Here is a 22717-nt window from a genome sequence, read left to right on the forward strand (position 1 = left end):
ATAGTTCCTTGAGTAGATGGACTTGATGCCCGCCAATTATAAAAAAAGCTAGTCGTTATCGACTAGCTTTTCTTCTTTGTTTTTCTTTGATCAAAAGCCCGAGCTCCCGACCTGTCGCTCCTGCGACGGAAGTATTTTCTTGTGCTCTACGGAAAAGATATGGCATCACCGCTTTAACCGGTCCATAAGGCATGTATTTAGCAACATTATAGCCATGTGCCGCTAAGTTAAAGCTCAGGTTGTCAGACATACCCAATAATTGCGCAAAGAAGATGCGATCGATGGATCTATCGATACCACGTCTGTCAATTTCCTTCGCCAATAACATGCTACTGTCCTCATTGTGTGTACCCGCCATTAGCCCAAAGTTGTCCAAATGGTCCAAGATAAATTCAATAGCTTCATTATAATCTCTATCGGAAGCTTCTTTATTTGGCTGGATGGGATCGGAATAACCTTTTTGTGCAGCACGAGCACGTTCGATCTCCATGTAGGCACCACGAACGATCTTAGCACCCATGTGAAAGCCTCTAACTTTTGCGTATTCAAAGTCGGCTTTCAAAGATGCCAACTTATCACTACGGTACAATTGATAAGTATTATATACAATTGGTTTCTCCATATTGTATTTTTCCATCATTTCACGTGCAATATCATCGATCGCATCTTGAATCCATGAATGTTCAGCATCCACTAAAACTTTTACACCGGCGGCATGACATGCTTTACAGATACGGTCAGTACGATCCAACATGCGTTGGTATTCTCCTTGTTCTGCCTCTGTTAAAGTTTCTTTGGCGTTGACCTTTTCAAATAACTCAAAACGTCCTAATCCAGTTGGTTTAAATACTGAAAATGGAATGTACTTGTTTTTACTGGCCGCAACTACGGTACGTAATACCTCTTCGCAGCAGGCGTCAAATGCACTTTCTGTTTCTTCTCCTTCAACGGAATAATCCAAAATCGTCCCTACACCATTCTCTCCCAGTTCGTTGATTGCTGCTTCGCAACCCGCGATGGTCTCTCCACCACAAAAATGTTTGAAGATTGTTTTACGGATGATGCCTTGGATAGGCAGTCCTATGTTCAGGGCAAAGTTGGTCATTGACGGACCTACTTTTGTCAAGAAGTTATTCGCTATTATTTTGAATAACCAATACGCTCTTTCCAAATCCTTATCGCTTTTACTTTTAAAAGCAATCTCTGTATTATCAAAGGATAATGTCTTGGGCTCAGAATTCTCAATCATAATCTTTATTTGCAATAAGGCAAATGTAGCAATTTAGTAAGCATTAAAACGATGATAATTCTTGTATTCCTCAGTGAAACCACTATTTTTGTGAAATGCAAGAATTTAAAATCGAGGGCGAATATATCCAGCTTATACAGTTACTTAAAGCTTTAAATTGGGTAGAGCATGGTGCTATGGCTCAATGGGTTGTGGCGGAAGGGTATGTGAAGTATAATGGGCAGGTTGATTACCGGAAAAGACTCAAATTAAGACCAGGAGATGTTGTTGAATTTGATGGGATGGAAATAAAATTGGTGTAATATTAAACAATATTGGTAAATAGAAAACTTAAACCTTAAAGAATCATAGAATGGAAGTCATAGAAAGTTTGGGCTATCAGGTATATTTTGATGATACGTTGGCGTCTTTAGAGGCGTTTTTAGCTGAGCGCAATTACTCAAAGATCATCGTATTGGTGGATACCAATACTTTGGATAATTGTTTGCCGCTATTTCAGCAAGCTTTACCCAATTTAGCGAATTATGATGTGATAGAAGTAGATCCGGGCGAAGAAAATAAAAATATTGATTTCTGTATTGGTGTATGGCATAATATGCTCGATTTCGGAGCTGATAGACATTCATTGATGATCAATCTTGGCGGTGGTGTGGTGACTGATATGGGAGGATTTGCCGCATCGACTTTCAAAAGAGGGATGGATTTTATTCAAATTCCGACGACTTTACTTTCCCAGGTAGATGCATCAGTAGGGGGTAAAACCGGTATTGATATGGGAAGTGTGAAAAATATTATTGGAACTTTTGCACAACCCCAGGCTGTTTTTATTTCAAGCCAGTTTTTGAAAACTTTAGATCAACGTCAGTTAATCTCAGGTTTTGCTGAAGTAATCAAACATGGCCTGATCTTCGATCGGGCTTATTATGAGCGAGTGAAAACATTGGAGATCGATCAAATCGATAATTCTTTGGTCAAACATTCTGTTTCGATCAAAAACCGTGTTATCCTTGAGGATCCGAAAGAAAAAGGACTGCGTAAAATTTTAAACTTTGGCCATACAATTGGTCATGCTATTGAGGGATACTCTTTGTTGAACGATGCTTCACCTTTATTACATGGAGAAGCTATTGCAGTAGGAATGATTTGTGAGGGGTATCTATCGCATAAATTGAATGGTTTGCCTTTGGATGAATTAAACGATTTGATCCAAACCTTCAGAAAATATTTCAACGATTACACATTCGATTCATCCATTGATACAGCCTTGTTGGATCTGATGCGAAATGATAAGAAAAACCTGTCCAATCAGATCGGTTTCGCATTGCTTGACCAAATTGGCAGTTGTCAATATGATATCTACGTTTCTGAGGATGATATTATAGAAAGTCTTGATTTTTACCGTGAGCTAATCACAAAATAATAAAACAGAAAAGCCGTGTATCGGGAGAATGCACGGCTTTTCTTTACAGCTATTTTTATCGCAATTTCGTTGCGGAAAATAGTAAACCTAAACTTAAATCATCATAATAACCATTTATATCATGAATAGAATCTTCATTTTTCTGTTTCTCCTTTTGGGGATATCAGCTGCTGTTCAGGCACAAAGGCAAGTATTGATCTTTAGCAAGATAAAAGGGTTTAGACACGGAAGCATCGAAAAGGGTGCACAGGTACTTAAACAATTGCTAGATAAAGAAAAGATAAAATCTGATCATTCGGAGGACGCTGCTCTGTTTACAGATCAGGGATTGAAAAAATATGACGCTGTTATCTTTCTGAGCACAACTGGCGATATTCTCGATAATGCGCAACAGGAAGCTTTTGTGCGGTATATCCAATCAGGAAAAGGGTTTGTGGGTATCCATGCCGCGACGGATACGGAGTTTGATTGGCCCTGGTATAACGGCCTTGTAGGGGCATATTTTGCGTCTCATCCTGCCGTACAAAAAGCCAAAATTGATGTGCTGGACAGAAAACATCCGGCCACCAAGCACCTCGATCCGATCTGGTGGCACAAAGATGAATGGTATAATTTCAAGGACGTGAAGGACGGATTGCATGTGTTGATGAATTTGGATGAAAAAAGCTACCAAGGTGGAAAAATGGGGGATCAACATCCAATCTCCTGGACCCAGAGCTACGATGGAGGGAAAGTCTTCTATACCGGGCTTGGACATACCGATGAGTCCTATGACGAACCTGAGTTCCAAAAACATTTAATTGGAGGAATTTTATCTGTTCTTCCCAAGAAAAAGTAACTTATTTTATAGTTGGCGTTTTCTTAAATAGGGCATGGTACATGCTTCTATGTGTCAATAACACAATGAAAAGTCCCAAATGGTCATTCCATTTGGGACTTTTTTATAATTGACGGGGAAAAGGGAAGAGAACCGATTTTGCCATTTGCTTGGGTTTAATAGTTCAGTTTATATTTTGCGCCGATACTAAACCAACGACCGGGCATTGGAACGGCGGCAGCTTCTATATAGCTCTTGTCAAATATATTCTGAACATCCACAAAGATGTTTAAGTCTTGGAGTTGGTACGATCCTCTTACGTCAGCGATAAAATAAGATTTGTAACTGATACGCTCATTAAAGCGGTTTGCAGAAGTTAACATCCAGTTCTTGTGGTTTATGGTAAAGTTGGCAATAACTTGATGCCTTAAGCTTTCAATAGCATATTTGGATAGTATCCCGTCTGCTAATGTTATGCTTGGGTTGAGATAATTATAACTTAGCGTTGTAAAGTATCGTGTCGTTGCGCTGGGATCATTGATATTATATCGGAATGAAGCATTGAATCCATCAATTTTATTTTTTCCAATATTTATTGGTTTCCACGGAATGACCGTTCCGCTTCCTGTAGTGGCATCCTCTTTTTGCCAGTCTATGAAATCGCTTATCCTTCGATGGAAATAGCCTGCTTGAGCAATAATCCGATTGGATAAGTATTTTATACCACCTTCGATCTGATAGGCGTTTTCAGAGCTCAGTGTGGGGTTTCCGACGTTGGCTGTCTGATTGGTGTAAAGATCCGTAAAGGAAGGGATCCGCTGGCTAGAACCTGCGTTGACTACAATCTTCCAATGTTCGGTAATATCATATCCCAAATCTAGACCCGGGAATACTTGCCAGCCAAATTTTGAGTTGTAATTGATGTAGGCACCAGAGTTGATCATCAATTTTTTGATCGCCTCTGTTTTAAATTCAAGGTAGCCACCATAATTCTCCCGGTTATGGTCGCCAATACTGGTGCTATTGATGCGTTCAAATCGACTTTCTAATCCTAAGCCAAATGTACCATAACTTTGCTCCAATGTAGCATTGATTTCTGCTCCGAAGACGTTGCTGTAATGTTTGGATCTACCTTTGGTTGTTTCTCGGCCTAAATACCAATATTCATCTTCGTTGTAGCGATTACTGATACGTGGACTGATGGAAAATGCCTGTGTTAATTGATGCTTGGACTGCAGGGAAGCGAAAGCTGTCTTAACCTGTTCATAAGCTTCCTTGTCACTCGGTGCAGCATAGTAACCATTGGCTCCAAATTGATTGTTGATATAGCCAACATTGGCTTTTATCATATTGGCTGTATTCGGTTGATATGTCCCGTCATAATAAAGTTTATTATTGTTGGAGGCTGTATTATAGCGTTGTCCATTCGAATCTTCGTGGCCAAAATATAAACCATGGCTTGTTTGCTTGGTTAAGAACTGTGAGCCAAGCTGAACACCTTTGCCATAATACTTGCCTGTACTTGTCTGCTCATTATCTTTGAATGAAGAACCACTATACACCTGGGCGCTAATTTGATTTGATTCAATTTTCTTTGTTACGATGTTAATGGCACCGGTTAGTGCATTAATACCGAAAATCCGTGAAGCTGGCCCCCGAATTATTTCGATACGCTCGATGGCCTCCAGAGGAACCGGGAGGTTCATATTGTGATGGGCACTCTGTGGATCGGTGATTTTAACACCATTGAGTAGGATCGCCGTCTGTTCAAAAGACCCACCGTCGATACTTATATCTGCCTGCGAACCGAATGGTCCACGTTGGCGAATATCAACACCTGGGATATTGCTAAGCAATTCGTTGATTGATCGATTTGGTAGTCTCTGTATATCTTCCTGCGTCAATATTTGGATATTCTTGCTTTGTTTTGAAAAAGGGATCTGTAAGCGATTTTGATTAATGATGACTTCGCCCAAAGCGGTTGTGTCTTTAATCTGAGCAGTCGCAGCTCCAATACTCAGCACTAATGCAAGGTTTGTTAACGTAATATTCTTATTCAACATGCTTTCCTAGATTTTACGCTGCAAAAGTAGCTTAGCTGACTAAAAAATAAATAGTCCGGTGTGAATAATACTGGTAGTCCGGGTGATGTTTTGTAGCCTTTTTACATCCATTCTTCTCGACCGATACGCTTTTTCCCCGTTATATCGATGTGATCTTGCTTGTCGCTGCTTTTTATTTTTTCGATGTTAGTCAAGTCGGGTTGGCCGGATTCGAGCCAGGCTGAATACCAATAGGAAGCAACGCGTAAAATGGTTTTTTGCATTCTCCTTTCAACCATACCGTTCATGGCTTCATGATAAGCTCTAGCATAACTGTCGGAATAGGTCCATACCAATTGATTGTTTCGCTCAATAAAAGATTTTTTTTGAGATGCCTTAAATTGACGATTGAGCTGGGCTTCGATGCTCAATACAGAATCCACAAGGCGATTGCTTTCACGGACGATAGTCCAGGCTTCCGCTAAGGGATCTTTGATATAGTTGGCTTTTCCAACGCGAAGGTTGTATTTTTCTGAAAACATTTCTGGTAAGCGGCTTTCCCAGAATGCATGTATACCTTGTTGATGAGTTAGCTGTCCATTATAATTTTTAGTCGTGTGCAATGGAACATGGGCATCAGCAATATAATGGCCGAGTTCTGCAGAGTGTTTGATGATCCGTTTATAATCTTTTGCTTGAAAGGCTTTAACAAGCTTTTGGTAGGTAAGATTGATTTGCCAGGGCACAATGCCATTTTTTAACAATTGCTTTTCTTGAAATTTCTCTTTGGCTTGTGACCAATGTATCGGTATGGAGTCAACTGTACTTTCCTTGCGGTAGTCCTCTAAATCTATAAAATGTCTTGGGCCTTCAGCGCTGTCTGTGAAGCAGCGTTTATCTGGATCAACGGCTTTTTCGGTAATAAGGTCAATATTGGATTTATAGAACTTGGCCAACTGAGCAGGGAGCGCAAAGACGGCATAATGGTTAATTTTTTTATGAGCAAAAAATCCCCATGATGTTAAAATTAGCATGGCGACTATGCAAAGCATCCGATAAAATAGAGACTTCATGGGGTATTAAACTGGCTATTAATTAATTGTTGATATTAAATATACGTAAAGGAAAATTAAAAATGGATTAACGAATTTTTTTATTGATGTTAATTTATATTTTCTTAACATAACTAAACAATAAAATAATATTGATACTCGTTAAAATTGATTAATTTGCCGACACAAAATGCAGTCGTTATGAAGATATTGTATGCCGTACAAGGGACAGGAAATGGACATCTGAGCCGGTCAATGGATATTGTCCCCTGTTTGAGGGAGTTAGGGGAAGTCGATGTTTTGGTTAGTGGAATTCAAGCAGATCTATCATTACCTTTCGAAGTGAAATACCGTTTTCACGGATTGAGTTTTATCTTTGGAAAATCCGGCGGAGTAGATCTGTGGAAAACATTTATGAGTTCGACGATCCGTAAGTTTACGAATGAAATTAAGAGCTTGCCCATAGAAAACTATGATTTGGTGATCAATGATTTTGAACCAATTTCTGCTTGGGCTTGTCATTCAAAAGATTTGGAATGCATTGGGTTGAGCCATCAGATTGCTGCCTTAGATCCATCGAGTCCTAAGCCAGAAGATAGTGATATGTTGGGCAAATTTATTATGAAAAATTATGCTCCGTCTACCCATTCCTATGGTTTCCATTTCAAGCGGTACGGCAAGAATATTTACCCACCGGTTATCCGTAATGCTGTTCGTGAATTGAATGTCACAGATCAGGGGCATTACACGGTTTATCTCCCGGCATATGATGATGCGCATCTTTTAAAGCATTTGATGAAGTTTCCGGACGTGAAGTGGGATGTTTTTAGCAAACATAATTCAAAGGCATTTGACATGAAAAATGTAACGATAAGACCGATCAATAACCAATCTTTTATTGATAGTATGGCATCTTCTTCTGGAGTTTTATGTGGGGCAGGTTTTGAAACACCGGCAGAAGCGTTATATTTGAAAAAGAAACTGTTAGTTATCCCGATGAAAAACCAATATGAGCAGCATTTGAATGCAGCGTCATTGGAAGAGATGGGCGTGCCTGTAATTTCGAGCTTAAAGCAGAAAAACATGCTTGCGATAGAAGCCTGGCTCAACAGTAAATCTAGGGTTGAAGTTGATTACCCTAATATCACGCAGGAAATTATAAATGAAATCGTGCAGAAGCACCGTTAAACAAACATGAAGTATATTGCATTAGCCCTATTATCCTTGACAACTGTCACAGGATTTGCCCAACAAAAAAAAACGAAAACGACGGCCAAGAAGAAGGTCGTCGCAACTAAATCAAGTGCAACAAATCAACTGAAAACGAAGGCCGATTCTGTGTCTTATGCATTTGGTGCCGATATCGGAAATTCACTAAAATCCATTGAGATCGATTACTTGAAGTCAGATGTTATTGCAAAAGCAATTTCGGATGTCTTGAAAGGGGAGAAATCGCTATTGGAGGAAGGCCAAGGAAGAGCTGTTATCCAGCAGGCGATTATGGACGTTCGTGCTAAAAAAGAGGCTGCTAGCCGTGCTGAAGAAGATAAATTTTTTGCCGAAAATGCAAAGGTTGCTGGGATGAAATCTACGGCCGAGGGAATTCAATATCTTGTTTTAAATCAGACGGAAGGTCCAAAACCAAAAAGTGACGATGAAGTAACAGTACATTATAGAGGTACCTTACTTAATGGAAAGCAATTTGATAGCTCATATGACCGTAAGGAGCCATTGAAACTATCCTTGGGTCAGGTGATCAAAGGTTGGCAGATTGGAATCCCGTTAATGTCGAAAGGTGCAAAGTATAAATTTTTTATACCAAGCAGATTAGCGTATGGCGAACGGGCAACAGGTGAAATTCCTGCAAACAGCACATTGGTGTTTGAGGTAGAATTGCTTGATATTGGTGCGGATGGAACAACGTAAATTAGGTAATACAAGCTTAATCGTTTCGGAAATAGGTTTGGGCTGTATGTCGTTAAAAGGCAATCAGTCCAAACAATCCAAAGATATTATGCAAAAAGCTTACGAGAAAGGGATCACTTTCTTCGATACCGCTGATCTCTACGATAAAGGCCTAAACGAGATGATCGTCGGGGAGAGTGTGCAAAGCTTTCGCAAACATATTGTGCTGGCGTCGAAAGTTGGTAACCTTTGGCGTGCAGATGGATCCGGCTGGGATTGGAAGGCTTCGAAAGACTATATTATCAAGGCTGTGGAAGGTTCGTTGTCACGTTTAAAAACGGATTACATCGACCTCTATCAGTTACATGGTGGTACAATAGAAGATCCGATAGAGGAGATTGTTGAAGCGTTTGAGTTGTTGAAGAAACAAGGGAAAATCCGTGCTTATGGCCTTTCATCAATTCGCCCAAACGTTATCAAGGCATTTTTGTCCAAATCTGACATTGCCTCAGTAATGATGCAATACAGTCTATTGGATAGAAGACCAGAAGAAGAAATCAGTGGCTTGTTGGAAGAACGGGGTGTAAGTATCGTCGTACGCGGTGTATTAGCCAAAGGTGTTCTCATCAACAAACCTATTGAAACTTTTCTTCAGTATAGTTCGGGAGAGGTGGCCCATATCGTGAGAAACTTGGCAAATCTTGCCAAACGTATTGGAAAAGATAATATGATTGTTGCACTATCTTATGTGCTTTCTAACGCAGCTGTTGCTACAGCACTCGTTGGTGTGAGTACCAAATTGCAATTGGATGAATTGATCAGAGCAAAGGCGCAGATGATCAAATTAAGTGATTCGGATAAGCAGGTACTATTGGAAGGTGTCCGGTCGTTATACTATACCGAACACCGGTAAGCTTTACTATTTATTAAAAAATAGTCTTAATATTTTAGCGAGGTCTTCTTTTGTATCCACCGCGACCGTTTCATGCGTTGTAATTGCCGTTTGAATGGCGTAACCGTTTTCTAACCAGCGCAGCTGTTCCAATGCCTCTGCTTCTTCTAGCATAGAAATGGGAAGTTGTGTCAGGGCTTTTAATGTATCTACCTTGTAAGCATATATTCCGATATGTTTATAGAATGTTTGCTTTTGTAACCATTGGTCTTTTTCCACACCTCTTAAAAAAGGAATGGTCTGCCTACTAAAGTAGATTGCTTCTCCTTTGCTGTTTCGGACAACTTTAGGGATGTTTACATTGAATAGTTCTTCCTCCGCAGTAATTTCTTTGACTAGGGTCGCTATCTGCGTAGTGGCATCTTCAAAACAATGTGCTAAAAGATCAATTTGCGCGGGGTCGATAAAGGGTTCGTCACCCTGTATATTGATGGCAACATCATAACCTTCTATATCCGTTATAACTTCGGCGCAACGATCTGTTCCCGATTGGTGGTGCTCTGCTGTCATGACGACTTTGCCACCAAAGGAAAGTACAGTTTGTGCTATGCGTTGATCGTCGGTTGCGACAACAACTTCGTTTAATTTTGTTGATTTTTTGACCTGTTCGTAGACACGCTGGATCATCGTTTTTCCTTCGATGTCGATCAGGGGTTTTCCAGGGAATCTGCTCGATGCATATCGAGCAGGGATAATACCTAAAAATTTCATCTTTTATTTTTTATCAATGGATGGGCAATTGGAATTTATCAAAAAGCCTGTAAAATAACGTTATTTTACAGGCTTTTTAATTTGCTGATTATTCGAATAATCCGAATAATTCGGCTTCGATCTTTTGAATGATATCGCCGAGGTCTTCTGGGTTTTTGGTGAAGTCCAGATTGTCTTTGTCCAGAATCATTACCTTACCTTCTTTGTAATTATTGATCCATTTATCGTATTTATCGTTCAGCTTCGACAGATAATCCAAGCGAATTGCGGATTCATAGTCACGGCCCCTTTTTTGGATATTATTCACCAGGGTAGGGACAGAGGCTTTGAGGTAAATCAATAAATCTGGAGGTTTGATATAGTGGATAATGCTTTGAAAAATATTACTATAGTTTTCAAAATCACGTGCGCTCATTAAACCCATATCATACAAGTTTTCGGCAAAGATATAAGCATCTTCATAAATGGTACGATCCTGAATCATATCAATGCCAGTTTCCTGCAATTTTACAATATGTCTAAAGCGACTGTTGAGGAAAAAAATCTGGAGATTGAATGCCCAGCGTTTCATGTCCGAATAAAAATCTTCTAGATAAGGATTGTTGTCTACAGCTTCAAACTGAGGTTCAAATTTAAAGTGACTGGCCAACATTTCAGTCAACGTTGTTTTGCCGGCACCTATATTTCCAACGATAGCTATGTGCATATTATTTCTAGCTTAATAAAATCTTTTAATACCAATAATCTCACGAACCTCTTTCAGTGTCTTGTGCGCAGATTCGCTTGCTTTTTCAGCGCCCATTTTTGCAACTTTAGCAATGTATGCATCATCGTTTGATATATCCTCAATGCGAGAGCGTACATCGTTGGTTGCAAGTACCATATCTTCTGCCAATTGTTTTTTGAAATCACCATAACGAATTTCACATTTGTTATAGAGTTCATCAAAATGCTGTAACGTATCTGCAGTAGATACGACCTTCATTAAATCAAAAAGATTTTGGATAGCTTCAGGCTTAGGCTGGTTCATCTCAGTTGGACCAGAATCGGATACAGCACGCATCACCTTTTTACGAATTACGGTTTCACTATCCGATAGATAAATACAATCTGCCTCACCATTGGATTTACCCATTTTTCCCTGGCCTGCAAGTCCGGGAACTTTCACCAATTTGTCGGAATAGGAGAATGCAAATGCTTCTTTAAAATAATCTACGTTGTATAAGCGATTGAAGCGATTGCCAAAAGTCCGCGTCATCTCCAAATGTTGTTCCTGATCTTTTCCTACTGGAACTTTTGTGCCATGGTGAATCAATATATCACAGGCCATCAAGACCGGATAGGTCAATAAACCTGCGTTAACATTGTCGGGATTGCTTCTAACTTTATCTTTAAATGCTGTAGCACGTTCAAGCTCGCCGAGATAGGCGTTCATATTCATGTATAGATAGAGTTCCGCAACTTCTGGAACATCTGATTGAACGTAAATAGTCGATTTTTCGGGGTCTATTCCTGCAGCTAGATATTCAACAATAACTTGGCGAACCGTTCCCTGAAGTCCATGAGGAGTGGGGTGGGTCGTTAGTGAATGTAAATCCGCAATGAAAAAAAAGCAATTATATTCGTTTTGCATTTTCACAAAATTGCTCAATGCGCCGTAGTAATTTCCTAAATGTAATTTTCCGGTACTTCTGATACCGCTAACAACTGTTTCCATATTCCTGCGAATTTACGCATAAATTTGACAAAGTCGAATTAAATTCGGTCGGTGACTCCCTTTTTAGGAATTGCGTTATTTTTTTAATTTTTTAGCTTCATTCCAATAAACGTCCATTTCTTCTAAACTCATTTCCTGCAGCTGTTGCTTATTTTCAGCGGCTTTTTGTTCTAAATAGGTAAACCGTTCAATGAATTTTTTGTTGGTGCGTTCTAGAGCATTTTCAGGATTGATACCAATATGCCGTGCATAATTTATTAAGGAGAATAACAGGTCGCCAAATTCCCCTTCTGCTTTTTCCTGATCCATAGGAAGTGCTGTCTCCAGATTAAATTCTGCTTTAAATTCGGCAAGCTCTTCCTCTACTTTTTCCCATACTTGTTTCTTATCTTCCCAGTCAAAGCCGACACCGCGAACTTTATCTTGGATACGATAGGCCTTTACCAAAGCGGGTAGGCCTTTCGGGACGCCGGAAAGAACAGATGTATTGCCTTCTTTGAGCTTGATTGTTTCCCAATTGGATTTGACTTGATCTTCTGTATCAGCACTGGTGTCGCCGTAGATATGGGGATGGCGGGTAATCAATTTATCACAGATTGCATTGAGTACGTCTACGATGTTGAAATGTCCTTCTTCTTCGGCAATGCGGGCATAGAATACAAGATGCATCAAGACGTCACCAAGTTCTTTTTTGATTTCTGGATAATCTTTTTCCAAAATGGCGTCGGTTAATTCATACATTTCCTCCATAGTCAAATGTCGAAGGGATTCCATGGTCTGTTTTTTATCCCAGGGACATTCGATCCGTAAGGTATATAAGACATCGAGTAATCGTTGAAAAGCTAGTTGAGGTGTGTGCTGATACGCTGGTGCTGCTAGATTTGTCATATTTAATCGTGTTTGGTAGCACAAAAGTAGAAATATGATTTCGAATAAACTATTTCAAATTGCGGAAAACAAAACTCTTTTGTCAATCGTTTTATAATAAAAATTAGAATTTAGATCGGATTTAGAACAATCAATTATGGAAAGAATGCATGGATACTCCTCTGCAAGTGTTGCCTTGGAAAAGTTAAACAACTTAGGTTACACGATAGATTATAATATTGAATTTGACGATTTGTTGGCTCATGCAGATCAGTACAGAATTGACTATTTATTTCGCTATGAAGGTGCATCGGATCCTGATGATGAATCGTCGGTGTATGGTATTAGCAAAAATTCGGGACAGAAAGGTGTTTTTGTTGCAGGCAATTTGTCTTTAATTGAAGGTAAGAAGCGGGATATTCTATTACAAATGGAACTTAAAGAGCGGGAGCGCTAGCCCTATGGAAAAAAATGGAATGGAAACAACGGAGCGGCTTGAGCAGCTTAAGCTTTGGGCTTTGAAACGTGATGGTAAAGAGGCGGATGCGCAATATCATGATCTTGCTTCGGATCGATGGTTGCAGGTTTATAGAAATGAAGCATTAAACCTCATGAAAGCGGGATTCTACAATAAAGGCTCGGCTTTGTTTGAGTCTTATGTTGAGGTTCATTATCCGCATGAACTGGAAAAATTGATTGGCAAATTAGAACGTAGTTATGACAGTTTACAGCGTTTTAGTCCAGGATTGCTTGAAGATGGTTTTTATAATCTCGTTTTGGGTGATATCCCTTTGCTCATGGCTGGTACGATCGTTGTTTTGCTTAGGGCCAAAGAGTCTGATTTTCCATCCATTTACAATAATGATGCGGATGCCGACATGCGAAGCTCTCCAAATTGGCTTATACAGCAGTCAAACAATGATATTTGGGTTGATATGCACCAGACAGCTTTAAATAATATTCACTACCCGGATAAAATTCTTTAGTCTGGCAAAATTTTTGTGGCCGATCGTACCAGAAAGAGGAAGCCTGAATAGGTTGTTCACTTTTTGGACTTTTTATTGAGTTATAAACCCATTCTAAATTTTATTTTATGATGTTGTACATTGGTATTTTTGCCGTTATCGTTGTGGCTTGCGTATTCATATCTCTTATGATGATGAAAAAGCAAAAGGAGACGGCCAAAAAGTATGAAGGTGAATCTGGGATTGCCCTAGCTCCAGGCGTAAAGGATGAATTGTTAAGTGATGAATTTAGTGAACTAAGAAAACAGTTGAACGGCGCTCCGATCGACGCCTTTACGCAATGCGCGTATATTGCAACAGTTGGCGACAAAGTTGCTTCAGCTGCAGCTACAGCGGCCAAGACTGTTGCTTGGGCGGCTGTAGGTGTAAAGGCTCGTTATAACGAACGGGATAACGCTTCTTATCTGGTGCTTAGCAACAACGAGTTGCATTACGTTTTTTTTGATGAGGGGGAGGTGAGAGATCATTTGGTTTTTGATCATGAAACCTTGCTCGATGCGCGAACTGCGCAGATTACTAATTCTGAAAAAGTAACACGCATGGGCTCTGTCATGGGCTTGAAACCTAAGAAAATGCATCTTGACGTCAATGGAAATGGGCTCGATATTATTTATTACGGCACTGTTCAGCGTATGCCGCATGGTATTATTTCTCCAGGTTCAGGTATGTTTGAAACACAGGCGAGGCTTCAATTGATGGGGCGTTTGTTTTTGGATAGATTATATAAAAAATATCCGCAGCTACAGAACTAAGCCGCCGAGAAATGTCATTTTAGTTTCGTTTTAATTGAAGTAAGTGGCCTTTTTGACTTGATTCCGCATTGCTTTTAGTAAATTGTCTGTATCATAAAATTTATATCATATGAAAATTTTAGCAGATAAAGTAGCTTTAGTAACAGGTGCGGGTTCGGGGATCGGACTGGCAGTTGCATTGGCTTATGGTAAAGAAGGTGCAAAGGTCGTTGTCTCGGATATCAACGAGCAAGCGGGGAATGAAACCGTAAAACAAATTGAATCTCTAGGAGGAGAAGCTGTGTTTTTCAAAGCAGATAGCTCATCTCCCGCTGACAATGAAGCCTTGGTTGGTTACGCTGTCAAGACATTTGGCCGGCTTGATATTGCATGCAATAATGCTGGTATTGGTGGAGAGGCTGCACTAACGGGAGATTACAGTCTCGATGGATGGAAAAAAGTAATTGATATTAATTTCAATGGCGTATTTTATGGGTGTAAATATCAAATAGAAGCCATGGAGAGGAATGGAGGCGGTGTTATTGTCAATATGGCTTCCATTCATGGTACCGTGGCTGCACCTATGTCAAGTGCGTATACTTCAGCCAAACATGCTGTAGTGGGACTGACAAAGAACATCGGCGCAGAATATGGTCAAAAAAATATTCGTTGTAATGCGGTTGGACCTGGTTATATTGATACACCGTTATTGGCTAAGTTGGATAAAGAGCATATCAATGCGTTAATCAGTAAACACCCCATTGGACGTTTGGGAAAGGCAGAGGAAGTCGCTGAGCTGGTTCTTTTTCTAAGTTCGGATAAATCGTCTTTTATGACCGGTGGGTATTACTTAGTTGATGGTGGTTATACTGCTGTTTAACAGATCAGTTTAAGAAAAAAGGGATCCAAATGTGTCGTGTTGGATCCCTTTTTTTGCACTATAACTGGGCTGCTGGACGTATTTCAGTCCCTTCCATGTTATTTAATCCGTCACCCAACGTGCGACGATATTTATCTGCTACCTGTTGGAGTTGTTTGACAATTTCGGGATATTGATCTTTTAGGTCTCTATCTTCACCGGGATCAATTGCAAGATTATATAATGCCAAGGGAACTTTTACTGTAGCATATTTTCCTGGATATCGATCGCCGCCTATGGTTGCAGGTGCTTCGTATGTTTCGGTTTCAGCAGGAAAAACAAGCTTCCATTTCCCTTTTCGGATTGCTTTCAAATTGTTTTTATTATGATAATAAGCGAGTTCATCTCGTGGAGTACTTTGGGGATTACCCAATAGAAGCTCTGTAAAATCAATCCCATCGATTTTCTTTGTTGGCTTGGCTGCCTGGGTAATATTGACAATCGTTGGTAGTAAGTCCATATTGGTCAAAAGCTGGTTACTTACAGTTGCCGGTTTAACATGACCGTGCCAGCTTATAATGCAAGGTACTTTTAATCCACCATCAAATATAGTTGCTTTACCCTCTCTGAGCCCTCCTGTCGAACCGGCGTGGTTTCCAAACGTGAGCCATGGACCATTGTCACTTGTGAAAATAACAATAGTGTTTTCGAGCAGATGATTTTGTTCCAACGTCTTCATCACTTCGCCTACGGACCAGTCTACTTCTTCCATAACATCCCCAAACATACCGGCACCGCTTTTGCCTTTAAATTTTTCGGAAACGCCAAGTGGGACATGAACCATGGCATGGGCTAAATAGAGAAAGAAAGGGTTGTTTTTATTACGTTCGATAAAAGAGACCGCTCGGTTTGTATAATCGGTGGTCAATTGATCCTGACCATCAAAAGAATCGATAATTTTAACTGTTTTGTTGCCTTCTATTAAGGGAAGTGGGGGGTATTGGGCCCGCCAAAAAGTTGAATCTTGCCATTTTTTTCCTTCATAATCGTAGGCCCACATATCATTGGAGTAGGGAAGTCCATAGAACTCGTCAAAGCCATTTTGAAGGGGAAGGTAAGGCTTTTTATGTCCAAGATGCCATTTTCCGACCATGCCGGTTTTATATCCTTTGCTTTTCAATAGTTCGGCGATCGTTTGTTCATCGGGGTTAAGTGCAAATTTGGCGTTATGGTCAATCGCGCCGCTAATGCCAATTCGCGTAGGGTAGCAGCCAGTTAATAGGGCACTTCGGGAAGCTGTACAGATCGGCTGCGCGGCATAAAAATCGGTGAAGCGAAGACCTTGTGCTGCGAGTTTATCAATATTTGGCGTTTGGTAGGGGCCACCACCATAGCAGACTGGGTCGGCATAGCCCATATCATCCATTAAAATTATAATGATGTTTGGGAGTGGAGCTGGTTTATTCTCATCCGTAATAGAAGCTGCTGAAGCTCCAAGGGTAAATAAGAATGGTATAAAAGAAAATATATACTTCAAATCCATCGTTTGCATTTAATTATTTAACGATTAAGTTTTCTTGTTTGAGAACCCGCTGAAAAGCTGGTCTTGTTGCATCATCATCGCCCGCTTCAGCTTTAAGTTTAGCCAACTTTTTCTTCAACCTGGCAATTTCTTTGACATATTTTTTGTCTAGAATGGCATTGTGTGTTTCCATGGGATCTTGCTGCAAGTCATAGAATTCCCAAGCAGGAGCTGTTGTTTTAGAGTCGCTGCCCGTCATTTCTAATGGCTGTCCATAGAAGTAGATCAGTTTGTAGCGTTCATCACGGACTCCAAGATGCGCCGGGCGTATTGGTGCATGTTGCCAGTAACGGTAATACATGGCAGACCGCCATGCTTTGGATGTATTTCCTTTGAGGTTATTCCGGAAGCTTTCGCCTTGGATGTAGGCGGGTTTTTTGATGCCCGCATAATCTGCAAATAGTGCAGCGAAATCGATATTTAGAATCATGTCGTCTAATCGACTACCAGCTTTGATTTCTTTGGGGTAGCTGATCACAAAAGGCATGCGCAGTGATTCTTCGTACATCAATCGTTTATCCATAAAATTGTGTTCTCCTAAGAAGTATCCTTGGTCGGAAGCCAGAATCACAACGGTATTTTCGTCCAAATTTGCCGCTGTAAGATAGCGCATAATTTTCCCTAGATTATCATCGATTCCAGCGACGCAACGCAGATAATCTTTGAGGAACTTTTGGTAGATTTTTTTGCGGGCTTCCAAAGGGTCCATTCCTTTTGTTGAAAACGGAAGCTCAGGATAAGATGTCCAAAAGGGGCCTACCGAAGCTTGCTCATAACGCCGGCCAAGCTCTTCCAAGGGCTGCCCTTCGAAAGAGCGTCCAGTTGTGATTGCTCCTGAATCCAAAAATGTCGGGGGATAAGGAAACTCCACATCTTTGTAGTAATCTTTGAATCGCTCGGCAAAATCAAAGGGTTCATGCGTCGCTTTGTAATGACACATTAAGAAGAAGGGTTTATCGGGGTTGCGTGATTTTAACCAGTCCAGACTCATCGTTGTGGTGATATCATCTACATAGCCTTCGTAGGGTGTACCAGCCTCTTCCTTATCATTCCAGTTGTCTTTAGAGAGGTAAGTCGGGTTATGATAAACACCATGTCCAGGAAGAACTTTAAAATCGTCAAATCCACTTGGCCTTTTTTTCAGATGCCATTTCCCAAACACAGCAGTTTGGTAGCCCGCATTGTGCAGATCCTTGGCGATATTTTCCTTATCGGGATCCAACGCATCTTCCAATGTGTAGACTTGGTTTTTATTACTGTACTGTCCTGTCAGTATGGTTGCACGGCTAGGGGTGCAAATTGAATTGGTACAGAATGTATTATTGAGTACCGCCCCCTGACTGGCTAATTTTTCAATATTCGGATTTTTGACAAAATCTTTTAAAATACCGCCATATACGCCCCATGCTTGGGCTGTGAAATCGTCCGTCAGGATAAAGACGATATTGGGGCGTTGTGTTGCGTTGTTTTTTTTCTGTGCTTGTGAAAAAATGGGCAATAGGCCGCAGATGAGCAATACTAATTTTTTATTCATGTGAATTCAGCTATATATCAGTCGACGAATTGACTATATCGGATTGCAATAATAGCTATAATCGTTCGTCTTGGTCTGGTTCTGTCTATTTGATTGTAGACAAATCTACTCTTTATAGACAAATATATAACGGATAAACTGTAATAAATATGTTAGTCATCGATACCTTTTCCATCTATAATATGCTGGTAATATTTTTCGATTCTCGCCGCACGTGTTTTCTCTTGTTTTGCCTGGTTAAAGTAAAATAGATACCCTTTTTGTCGACCTGGTGTAAGTGATTGAAAAGCTTTTTGAAGTAAAGGGTCTTCAAGTAAGGCGCGCTTAAATTCTTCCGGTACAGGGTAATCGGCAGCTTTCCGCATGTCAACTTTCTTGCCTGATTTTTCAATTTCGATGGCCTCCTGAATATATGCCGATATCACTTCTCGCAATGATTCTATCTGCTCAATAGTGGTGAATCTAAGCTGTCTGGCTGACTGAACATTTTCGGTTTGCTGGATCAGTATATTTTTGGGATCTTTTAATAATGCACCTTTATGGAATAGCAGCGCACAGTATTCTTTAAACCCGTGTATCAATACGACATTTTTACCTTCAAATGTATAACAAGGATGCATCCATTTATAATCCTCTTGCAGTGTTTTATTGCCACGGGCAATTTCTCTCAACAGATTGAATTCTTCATTCCATCTTGTCGCATTTTCAAAAAAATGTTCAATTTTTAGATTCATCATGTAGTGCTTTAGGTAGTTTAGCAAGAATTTCTTGTAATCTGTTGTGCGCCATATTGATTCCTTGCGCAAAGGGCATCTGTAACAGCTGGTTCCGAAATGCGACCGACTGAAATATTATATGGATGTGAAGCCTGCTGCGTTCTGCACTTATTTTTTCAAATGTTAAATATTCCAACTGCACGGGAAATGCGCTGTTTTCCATTTCAAAAGTCCGTGTGATGCGTTGATTGGGGAGGAATTCATGTATCGTTCCATTTGCTTTGAACATAACCTGGCCATTGTGCGAAGTTTCAAATGCATAGGAGCCATGCTTTTTATTTTCCAATTTCAGGACTTTAGTTCCCATCCACTGTTCGAAAATTTCGGGATCCTCGTATGCTTTGAAGAGCAGTTCAATAGGCAAATCGAACTCCCTTGTAATGATAATCTCCTGTTTATTATCCTCAGCCTGGACGTTAGTTTTTGACTCCATATTATTTGTTCTTGTAGCTTTGCATAATAGTTTCCAATTTATTGAATCTGTCGTCCCACATTTGACGGAAAGGTTCAATAAAATCCGCAATTTCTTTCATCTTTGGTGGGTTCAATTGGTAGTATATCTCGCGTCCATTTTGTTGAGACTTTAATAATTCACATTCCGTCAATATTTGCAAATGTTTTGAAACGGTCGGTCTTGCTGTATTGAAATTGGCTGCAATTGCACCAGCAGTCATGGCTTGTGAGGTTAGAAGAAGTAAAATTGCTCTTCTGGTTGGGTCTGCTATAGCTTGGAAAACATCTCGTCTTAAGTTCATATTGATCTATTTGATTACTAATATAAGTGTAGTTATTTGACTACGCAAATTTTTTATAAATTATTTATAACGGAATAGATGGGGGTGGAGCTAACGTGGATCAACGAATAAAAATTTTTTCCTGGCGAATTTAAAATGAAAGCGATCGGGAATTAAACCTATGGATCAATGTTTGGTGAATAATGCTAAATTAGCGTAATTAATTATAGCAGGATGAAAACACAGTTATCGTATTTAAAAAAATTAAGCGTATTAGGGACGAAAACCTTAGTCAAATATTATTTGCTGGCTATTGTTTCGACTTTACTGTATTTGGTGGTTGGCAGTTTTCAGTTTAAGGCTAGTCATGAAGCTTTCTTTTCGACGGTCAGTCCTGTGCAAGCCGCAGCTAAATTCATTTGGCTGATTGGACTGATCCTGCTACCTGTACTACTTTTTATTTTTAGTAACAAATATGTGTTTTCAAAGATTGCAAGTCTTGTTGTAGAAGAAAGGCAGGATGATCTCATTCTTCCGGCATTTGACAAAGTATTATTAATTTTTCAATCGAATCAGCCCGATGTAATACAAAATGTCGCTGATTATTCTTTTGCAAAACTTAAATTGATCAATGACGTGAAAAATAATAAAATCGAGAGCCCTTGGGTGCGACGCATTGTCATTTTTGGTCTGAATAAAGTGAGATTTGATGCCCTCGATTTAGACAAGAACGATAGCTTTTATTCGATCGTACGATCGAAGTTTATCCAGGTACTCGAAATCTTAACAGAACCAAGTAGCAAACCATTTTGGCTATGTATTCTTGCGCAATGGCTTATTCTACTTTTTGTGTGGCTGGCCAACTAAATGTGTTGATCACTGCAAACAAGCAAGCAAGCAAGCAAGCAAGCAAGCAAGCAAGTGCTGAAATAACAGAATATCACGACGGTATAAGTTTTATTTTGTATTTTAACTGTAAGAATAAAAACCATAGAGTTTTAAATGGATGTTATGATGAAAAATATTTTTTTTACTGTTGTTCAGCTTTTGGTTGTATCATTTGTTTTCGCACAAATGCCCCAGGTAAAGGTTGAAGAGGGGATATTAGAAGGAATTACTTTGTCAAGCGGGGTAGAGTCCTTTCGAGGGATTCCTTTTGCAAAACCGCCAGTAGGAGACCTGAGGTGGAAAGAACCGCAAGCTGCTGAACATTGGTCTGGCATCCTTAAAGCAGATCATTTTGGTTATTCTCCGATGCAGAAACCGATCTATGGGGACATGCGATTTCGGTCACCAGGGATCAGTGAAGACTGTCTCTACCTGAATGTATGGCGTCCAAAGACCCTTGGTTCAGGCAAACTTCCTGTTTTAGTTTATTTTTACGGCGGAGGTTTCAATGCTGGTGATGGATCGGAAAACCGCTATGATGGTGAAAGTTTTGCCAAAGAAGGTCTTATTGTCGTTACTGTCAACTATCGCCTTGGTATCTTTGGCTTTTTTGCGCATCCGGCATTAACCGAGGAATCTCCGAAACATGCTTCCGGAAATTATGGACTGCTGGATCAACATGCAGCTTTGGTTTGGGTCAAGAAAAATATTGCTGCATTTGGTGGGGATCCCGATGCCGTCACCATCGGTGGTGAGTCGGCAGGGAGTATGTCGGTTTCTGCCCAGATGACGAGTCCGTTGTCCAAAGGACTATTTAAACGCGCTATCGGTCAGAGCGGAAGTGTTTTTAACTTGCGGTATGGCACTGCCTCTATTACGGAGCAAGAGCAACAGGGGACTGCGTTTGCAACGCGCATAAATGCCGAAGGGCTTGATCAACTGCGTAAAATTCCTGCGGCCGAACTCCTTGATAAAGCCAGCGAGCCAGGGGCCTTTGCGACCCGTTTGATTGTTGACGGCTATTTTCTGCCTAAATCTCCTTTGGCTATTTTTGAGGCAGGGGAACAGTCTAAAGTCCCGCTACTTGCAGGCTGGACGTCTACGGAAGCCCCATATACCGCCTACATGGGTAAATTGTATCCATCTCCGGAGAATTATGAAAAGTTGGTAAGAGCACAATATGGCGTTCAGGCTGACGAAGTGCTCAAGCTTTATCCTGGAAAGACAGAGGCGGAAGTTATTCGGTCAGCAACTGCCTTAAGTAGCGATAATTTTATCGTTTATAGTACCTGGAAATGGCTTGATTTGCAACGAAGAAATAGCGGTCAGCCAGTCTTCGTTTATATATTCGGTAAACCGCGACCACCCATGCAACCGGCATATCGCGATGCACAAACCGGGCTTGCCGGAGGAATTAGCAAGAAATCTGCACAGGAAGCCAAGGAAAAAAGCCCAAAGCCCCTGCCGGGTGCTTTCCATGCAAGTGATATTGAATATTTATTGGGAAATCTGCAGAGTAATGATGTTTTTGCCTGGACTGAAGATGATTACAAGGTATCAAAACTTGGTCAGCGGTACTTTGTTAATTTTATCAAGACGGGCGATCCAAATGGAAAAGGGCTGTCAACATGGCCGAAAACAACAGCACAAGATAAGCGCATGAATATTCTGAATTTGAATATCGAAGTAAAAGTATCTGCTGAAGAATTTCGGAATAGATATCTTTTTCTGGATAAATTGTTTGTCGATCGTGAATATAAATCCAGATAGACAACTTCTTTATTCAACTTACATCGGCGGTTAAGTCGTTTGTCTATCAGGTAAATTAAAGTGCTTTTTTATTTTACGGCCTAATA

The 22717-nt window shown here is 40.2% G+C and carries 24 protein-coding genes; 12 read left to right on the top strand and 12 right to left on the bottom strand.

Annotation, left to right across the window (positions count from 1 at the left end):
* Window positions 1–55 precede the first annotated feature (55 nt).
* Window positions 56–1249: a proline dehydrogenase family protein gene (locus tag ACHWSC_RS23185; protein ID WP_394678328.1), complete on the bottom strand. Its 1194-nt coding sequence runs from the start codon at window positions 1247–1249 to the stop codon at window positions 56–58.
* Between the two features lie 95 nt (window positions 1250–1344).
* Between ACHWSC_RS23185 and ACHWSC_RS23190 the strand changes: the two genes are divergently transcribed.
* From ACHWSC_RS23190 to ACHWSC_RS23200, 3 genes are all read left to right on the top strand, one after another.
* On the top strand, window positions 1345–1551 hold the full coding sequence (locus ACHWSC_RS23190) for an RNA-binding S4 domain-containing protein (protein ID WP_088161117.1): 207 nt from the start codon (window positions 1345–1347) through the stop codon (window positions 1549–1551).
* A 50-nt stretch (window positions 1552–1601) separates the two neighbouring features.
* Window positions 1602–2669, top strand: coding sequence for a 3-dehydroquinate synthase (gene aroB / locus ACHWSC_RS23195; protein WP_120334632.1), 1068 nt, complete (start codon window positions 1602–1604; stop codon window positions 2667–2669).
* A gap of 121 nt (window positions 2670–2790) precedes the next feature.
* Window positions 2791–3507, top strand: a complete 717-nt coding sequence (locus ACHWSC_RS23200; RefSeq protein ID WP_394678329.1) for a ThuA domain-containing protein — start codon at window positions 2791–2793, stop codon at window positions 3505–3507.
* 155 nt (window positions 3508–3662) lie between these two features.
* Here the strand turns inward: ACHWSC_RS23200 and ACHWSC_RS23205 are convergent, their stop codons facing one another.
* A complete protein-coding gene (locus tag ACHWSC_RS23205) occupies window positions 3663–5549 on the bottom strand; it encodes a TonB-dependent receptor plug domain-containing protein (RefSeq protein WP_394678330.1) in 1887 nt (628 codons plus the stop codon).
* A gap of 101 nt (window positions 5550–5650) precedes the next feature.
* Window positions 5651–6562 (bottom strand): zinc dependent phospholipase C family protein, encoded by a 912-nt coding sequence (locus tag ACHWSC_RS23210; RefSeq protein ID WP_286733537.1) that lies wholly within the window; start codon window positions 6560–6562, stop codon window positions 5651–5653.
* Window positions 6563–6781: 219 nt separating this feature from the next.
* Between ACHWSC_RS23210 and ACHWSC_RS23215 the strand changes: the two genes are divergently transcribed.
* Genes ACHWSC_RS23215 through ACHWSC_RS23225 form a run of 3 tightly spaced genes read left to right on the top strand, consistent with a single transcriptional unit; the run spans window position 6782 to window position 9398 of the window.
* Window positions 6782–7768, top strand: coding sequence for a glycosyltransferase family protein (locus ACHWSC_RS23215; protein ID WP_394678331.1), 987 nt, complete (start codon window positions 6782–6784; stop codon window positions 7766–7768).
* A 6-nt stretch (window positions 7769–7774) separates the two neighbouring features.
* On the top strand, window positions 7775–8506 hold the full coding sequence (locus ACHWSC_RS23220; protein ID WP_394678332.1) for an FKBP-type peptidyl-prolyl cis-trans isomerase: 732 nt from the start codon (window positions 7775–7777) through the stop codon (window positions 8504–8506).
* Complete coding sequence (locus tag ACHWSC_RS23225; protein ID WP_394678333.1) at window positions 8493–9398, top strand: aldo/keto reductase; 906 nt, start codon at window positions 8493–8495, stop codon at window positions 9396–9398. Before ACHWSC_RS23220 ends, ACHWSC_RS23225 begins: the two co-directional genes overlap by 14 nt.
* A gap of 6 nt (window positions 9399–9404) precedes the next feature.
* Here the strand turns inward: ACHWSC_RS23225 and kdsB are convergent, their stop codons facing one another.
* From kdsB to mazG, 4 genes are all read right to left on the bottom strand, one after another.
* Window positions 9405–10148 carry a 3-deoxy-manno-octulosonate cytidylyltransferase gene (kdsB, locus tag ACHWSC_RS23230; protein WP_394678334.1) on the bottom strand — a complete coding sequence of 248 codons (744 nt, stop codon included), beginning with the start codon at window positions 10146–10148 and terminating at the stop codon, window positions 9405–9407.
* Between the two features lie 88 nt (window positions 10149–10236).
* Window positions 10237–10854 carry a deoxynucleoside kinase gene (locus tag ACHWSC_RS23235; protein WP_075992064.1) on the bottom strand — a complete coding sequence of 206 codons (618 nt, stop codon included), beginning with the start codon at window positions 10852–10854 and terminating at the stop codon, window positions 10237–10239.
* 12 nt (window positions 10855–10866) lie between these two features.
* Complete coding sequence (gene trpS, locus ACHWSC_RS23240) at window positions 10867–11865, bottom strand: tryptophan--tRNA ligase (protein WP_088161124.1); 999 nt, start codon at window positions 11863–11865, stop codon at window positions 10867–10869.
* A 75-nt stretch (window positions 11866–11940) separates the two neighbouring features.
* A complete protein-coding gene (gene mazG, locus ACHWSC_RS23245; protein ID WP_394678335.1) occupies window positions 11941–12753 on the bottom strand; it encodes a nucleoside triphosphate pyrophosphohydrolase in 813 nt (270 codons plus the stop codon).
* Between the two features lie 136 nt (window positions 12754–12889).
* On the opposite strand from mazG, the gene ACHWSC_RS23250 reads away from it, so the two are divergent.
* From ACHWSC_RS23250 to ACHWSC_RS23265, 4 genes are all read left to right on the top strand, one after another.
* Entirely contained in the window at window positions 12890–13189 is a 300-nt protein-coding gene (locus tag ACHWSC_RS23250) for a hypothetical protein (protein ID WP_153848806.1), read from the top strand.
* Between the two features lie 4 nt (window positions 13190–13193).
* Window positions 13194–13718: a hypothetical protein gene (locus ACHWSC_RS23255; RefSeq protein WP_120334621.1), complete on the top strand. Its 525-nt coding sequence runs from the start codon at window positions 13194–13196 to the stop codon at window positions 13716–13718.
* A 107-nt stretch (window positions 13719–13825) separates the two neighbouring features.
* The gene (locus tag ACHWSC_RS23260) at window positions 13826–14509 is read left to right on the top strand and encodes a hypothetical protein (RefSeq protein ID WP_147420923.1); all 684 of its coding nucleotides are present in this window, start codon (window positions 13826–13828) and stop codon (window positions 14507–14509) included.
* Window positions 14510–14618: 109 nt separating this feature from the next.
* Window positions 14619–15368 (top strand): SDR family NAD(P)-dependent oxidoreductase, encoded by a 750-nt coding sequence (locus tag ACHWSC_RS23265; protein WP_075992070.1) that lies wholly within the window; start codon window positions 14619–14621, stop codon window positions 15366–15368.
* 58 nt (window positions 15369–15426) lie between these two features.
* Here ACHWSC_RS23265 and ACHWSC_RS23270 read toward each other — a convergent pair whose 3' ends face one another.
* From ACHWSC_RS23270 to ACHWSC_RS23290, 5 genes are all read right to left on the bottom strand, one after another.
* Window positions 15427–16890: a sulfatase gene (locus ACHWSC_RS23270; RefSeq protein WP_394678336.1), complete on the bottom strand. Its 1464-nt coding sequence runs from the start codon at window positions 16888–16890 to the stop codon at window positions 15427–15429.
* Window positions 16891–16903: 13 nt separating this feature from the next.
* Window positions 16904–18463, bottom strand: a complete 1560-nt coding sequence (locus ACHWSC_RS23275; RefSeq protein ID WP_394678337.1) for a sulfatase — start codon at window positions 18461–18463, stop codon at window positions 16904–16906.
* Between the two features lie 152 nt (window positions 18464–18615).
* The gene (locus ACHWSC_RS23280) at window positions 18616–19200 is read right to left on the bottom strand and encodes a YdeI family protein (protein ID WP_394678338.1); all 585 of its coding nucleotides are present in this window, start codon (window positions 19198–19200) and stop codon (window positions 18616–18618) included.
* Entirely contained in the window at window positions 19181–19672 is a 492-nt protein-coding gene (locus ACHWSC_RS23285) for an SRPBCC domain-containing protein (protein WP_394678339.1), read from the bottom strand. The genes ACHWSC_RS23280 and ACHWSC_RS23285 overlap by 20 nt, the downstream gene beginning before the upstream one ends.
* Before the next feature lies 1 nt (window position 19673).
* Window positions 19674–19994 (bottom strand): ArsR/SmtB family transcription factor, encoded by a 321-nt coding sequence (locus ACHWSC_RS23290; RefSeq protein WP_394678340.1) that lies wholly within the window; start codon window positions 19992–19994, stop codon window positions 19674–19676.
* Window positions 19995–20207: 213 nt separating this feature from the next.
* Here ACHWSC_RS23290 and ACHWSC_RS23295 point away from each other — a divergent pair, with 213 nt between their 5' ends.
* A complete protein-coding gene (locus tag ACHWSC_RS23295; protein WP_394678341.1) occupies window positions 20208–20840 on the top strand; it encodes a hypothetical protein in 633 nt (210 codons plus the stop codon).
* 144 nt (window positions 20841–20984) lie between these two features.
* Complete coding sequence (locus ACHWSC_RS23300) at window positions 20985–22631, top strand: carboxylesterase/lipase family protein (protein ID WP_394678342.1); 1647 nt, start codon at window positions 20985–20987, stop codon at window positions 22629–22631.
* The last annotated feature ends 86 nt before the right edge of the window (window positions 22632–22717 follow it).

Origin of the sequence: uncultured Sphingobacterium sp., assembly GCF_964277905.1 — a bacterium.
GTDB classification, from domain to species: domain Bacteria; phylum Bacteroidota; class Bacteroidia; order Sphingobacteriales; family Sphingobacteriaceae; genus Sphingobacterium; species Sphingobacterium siyangense.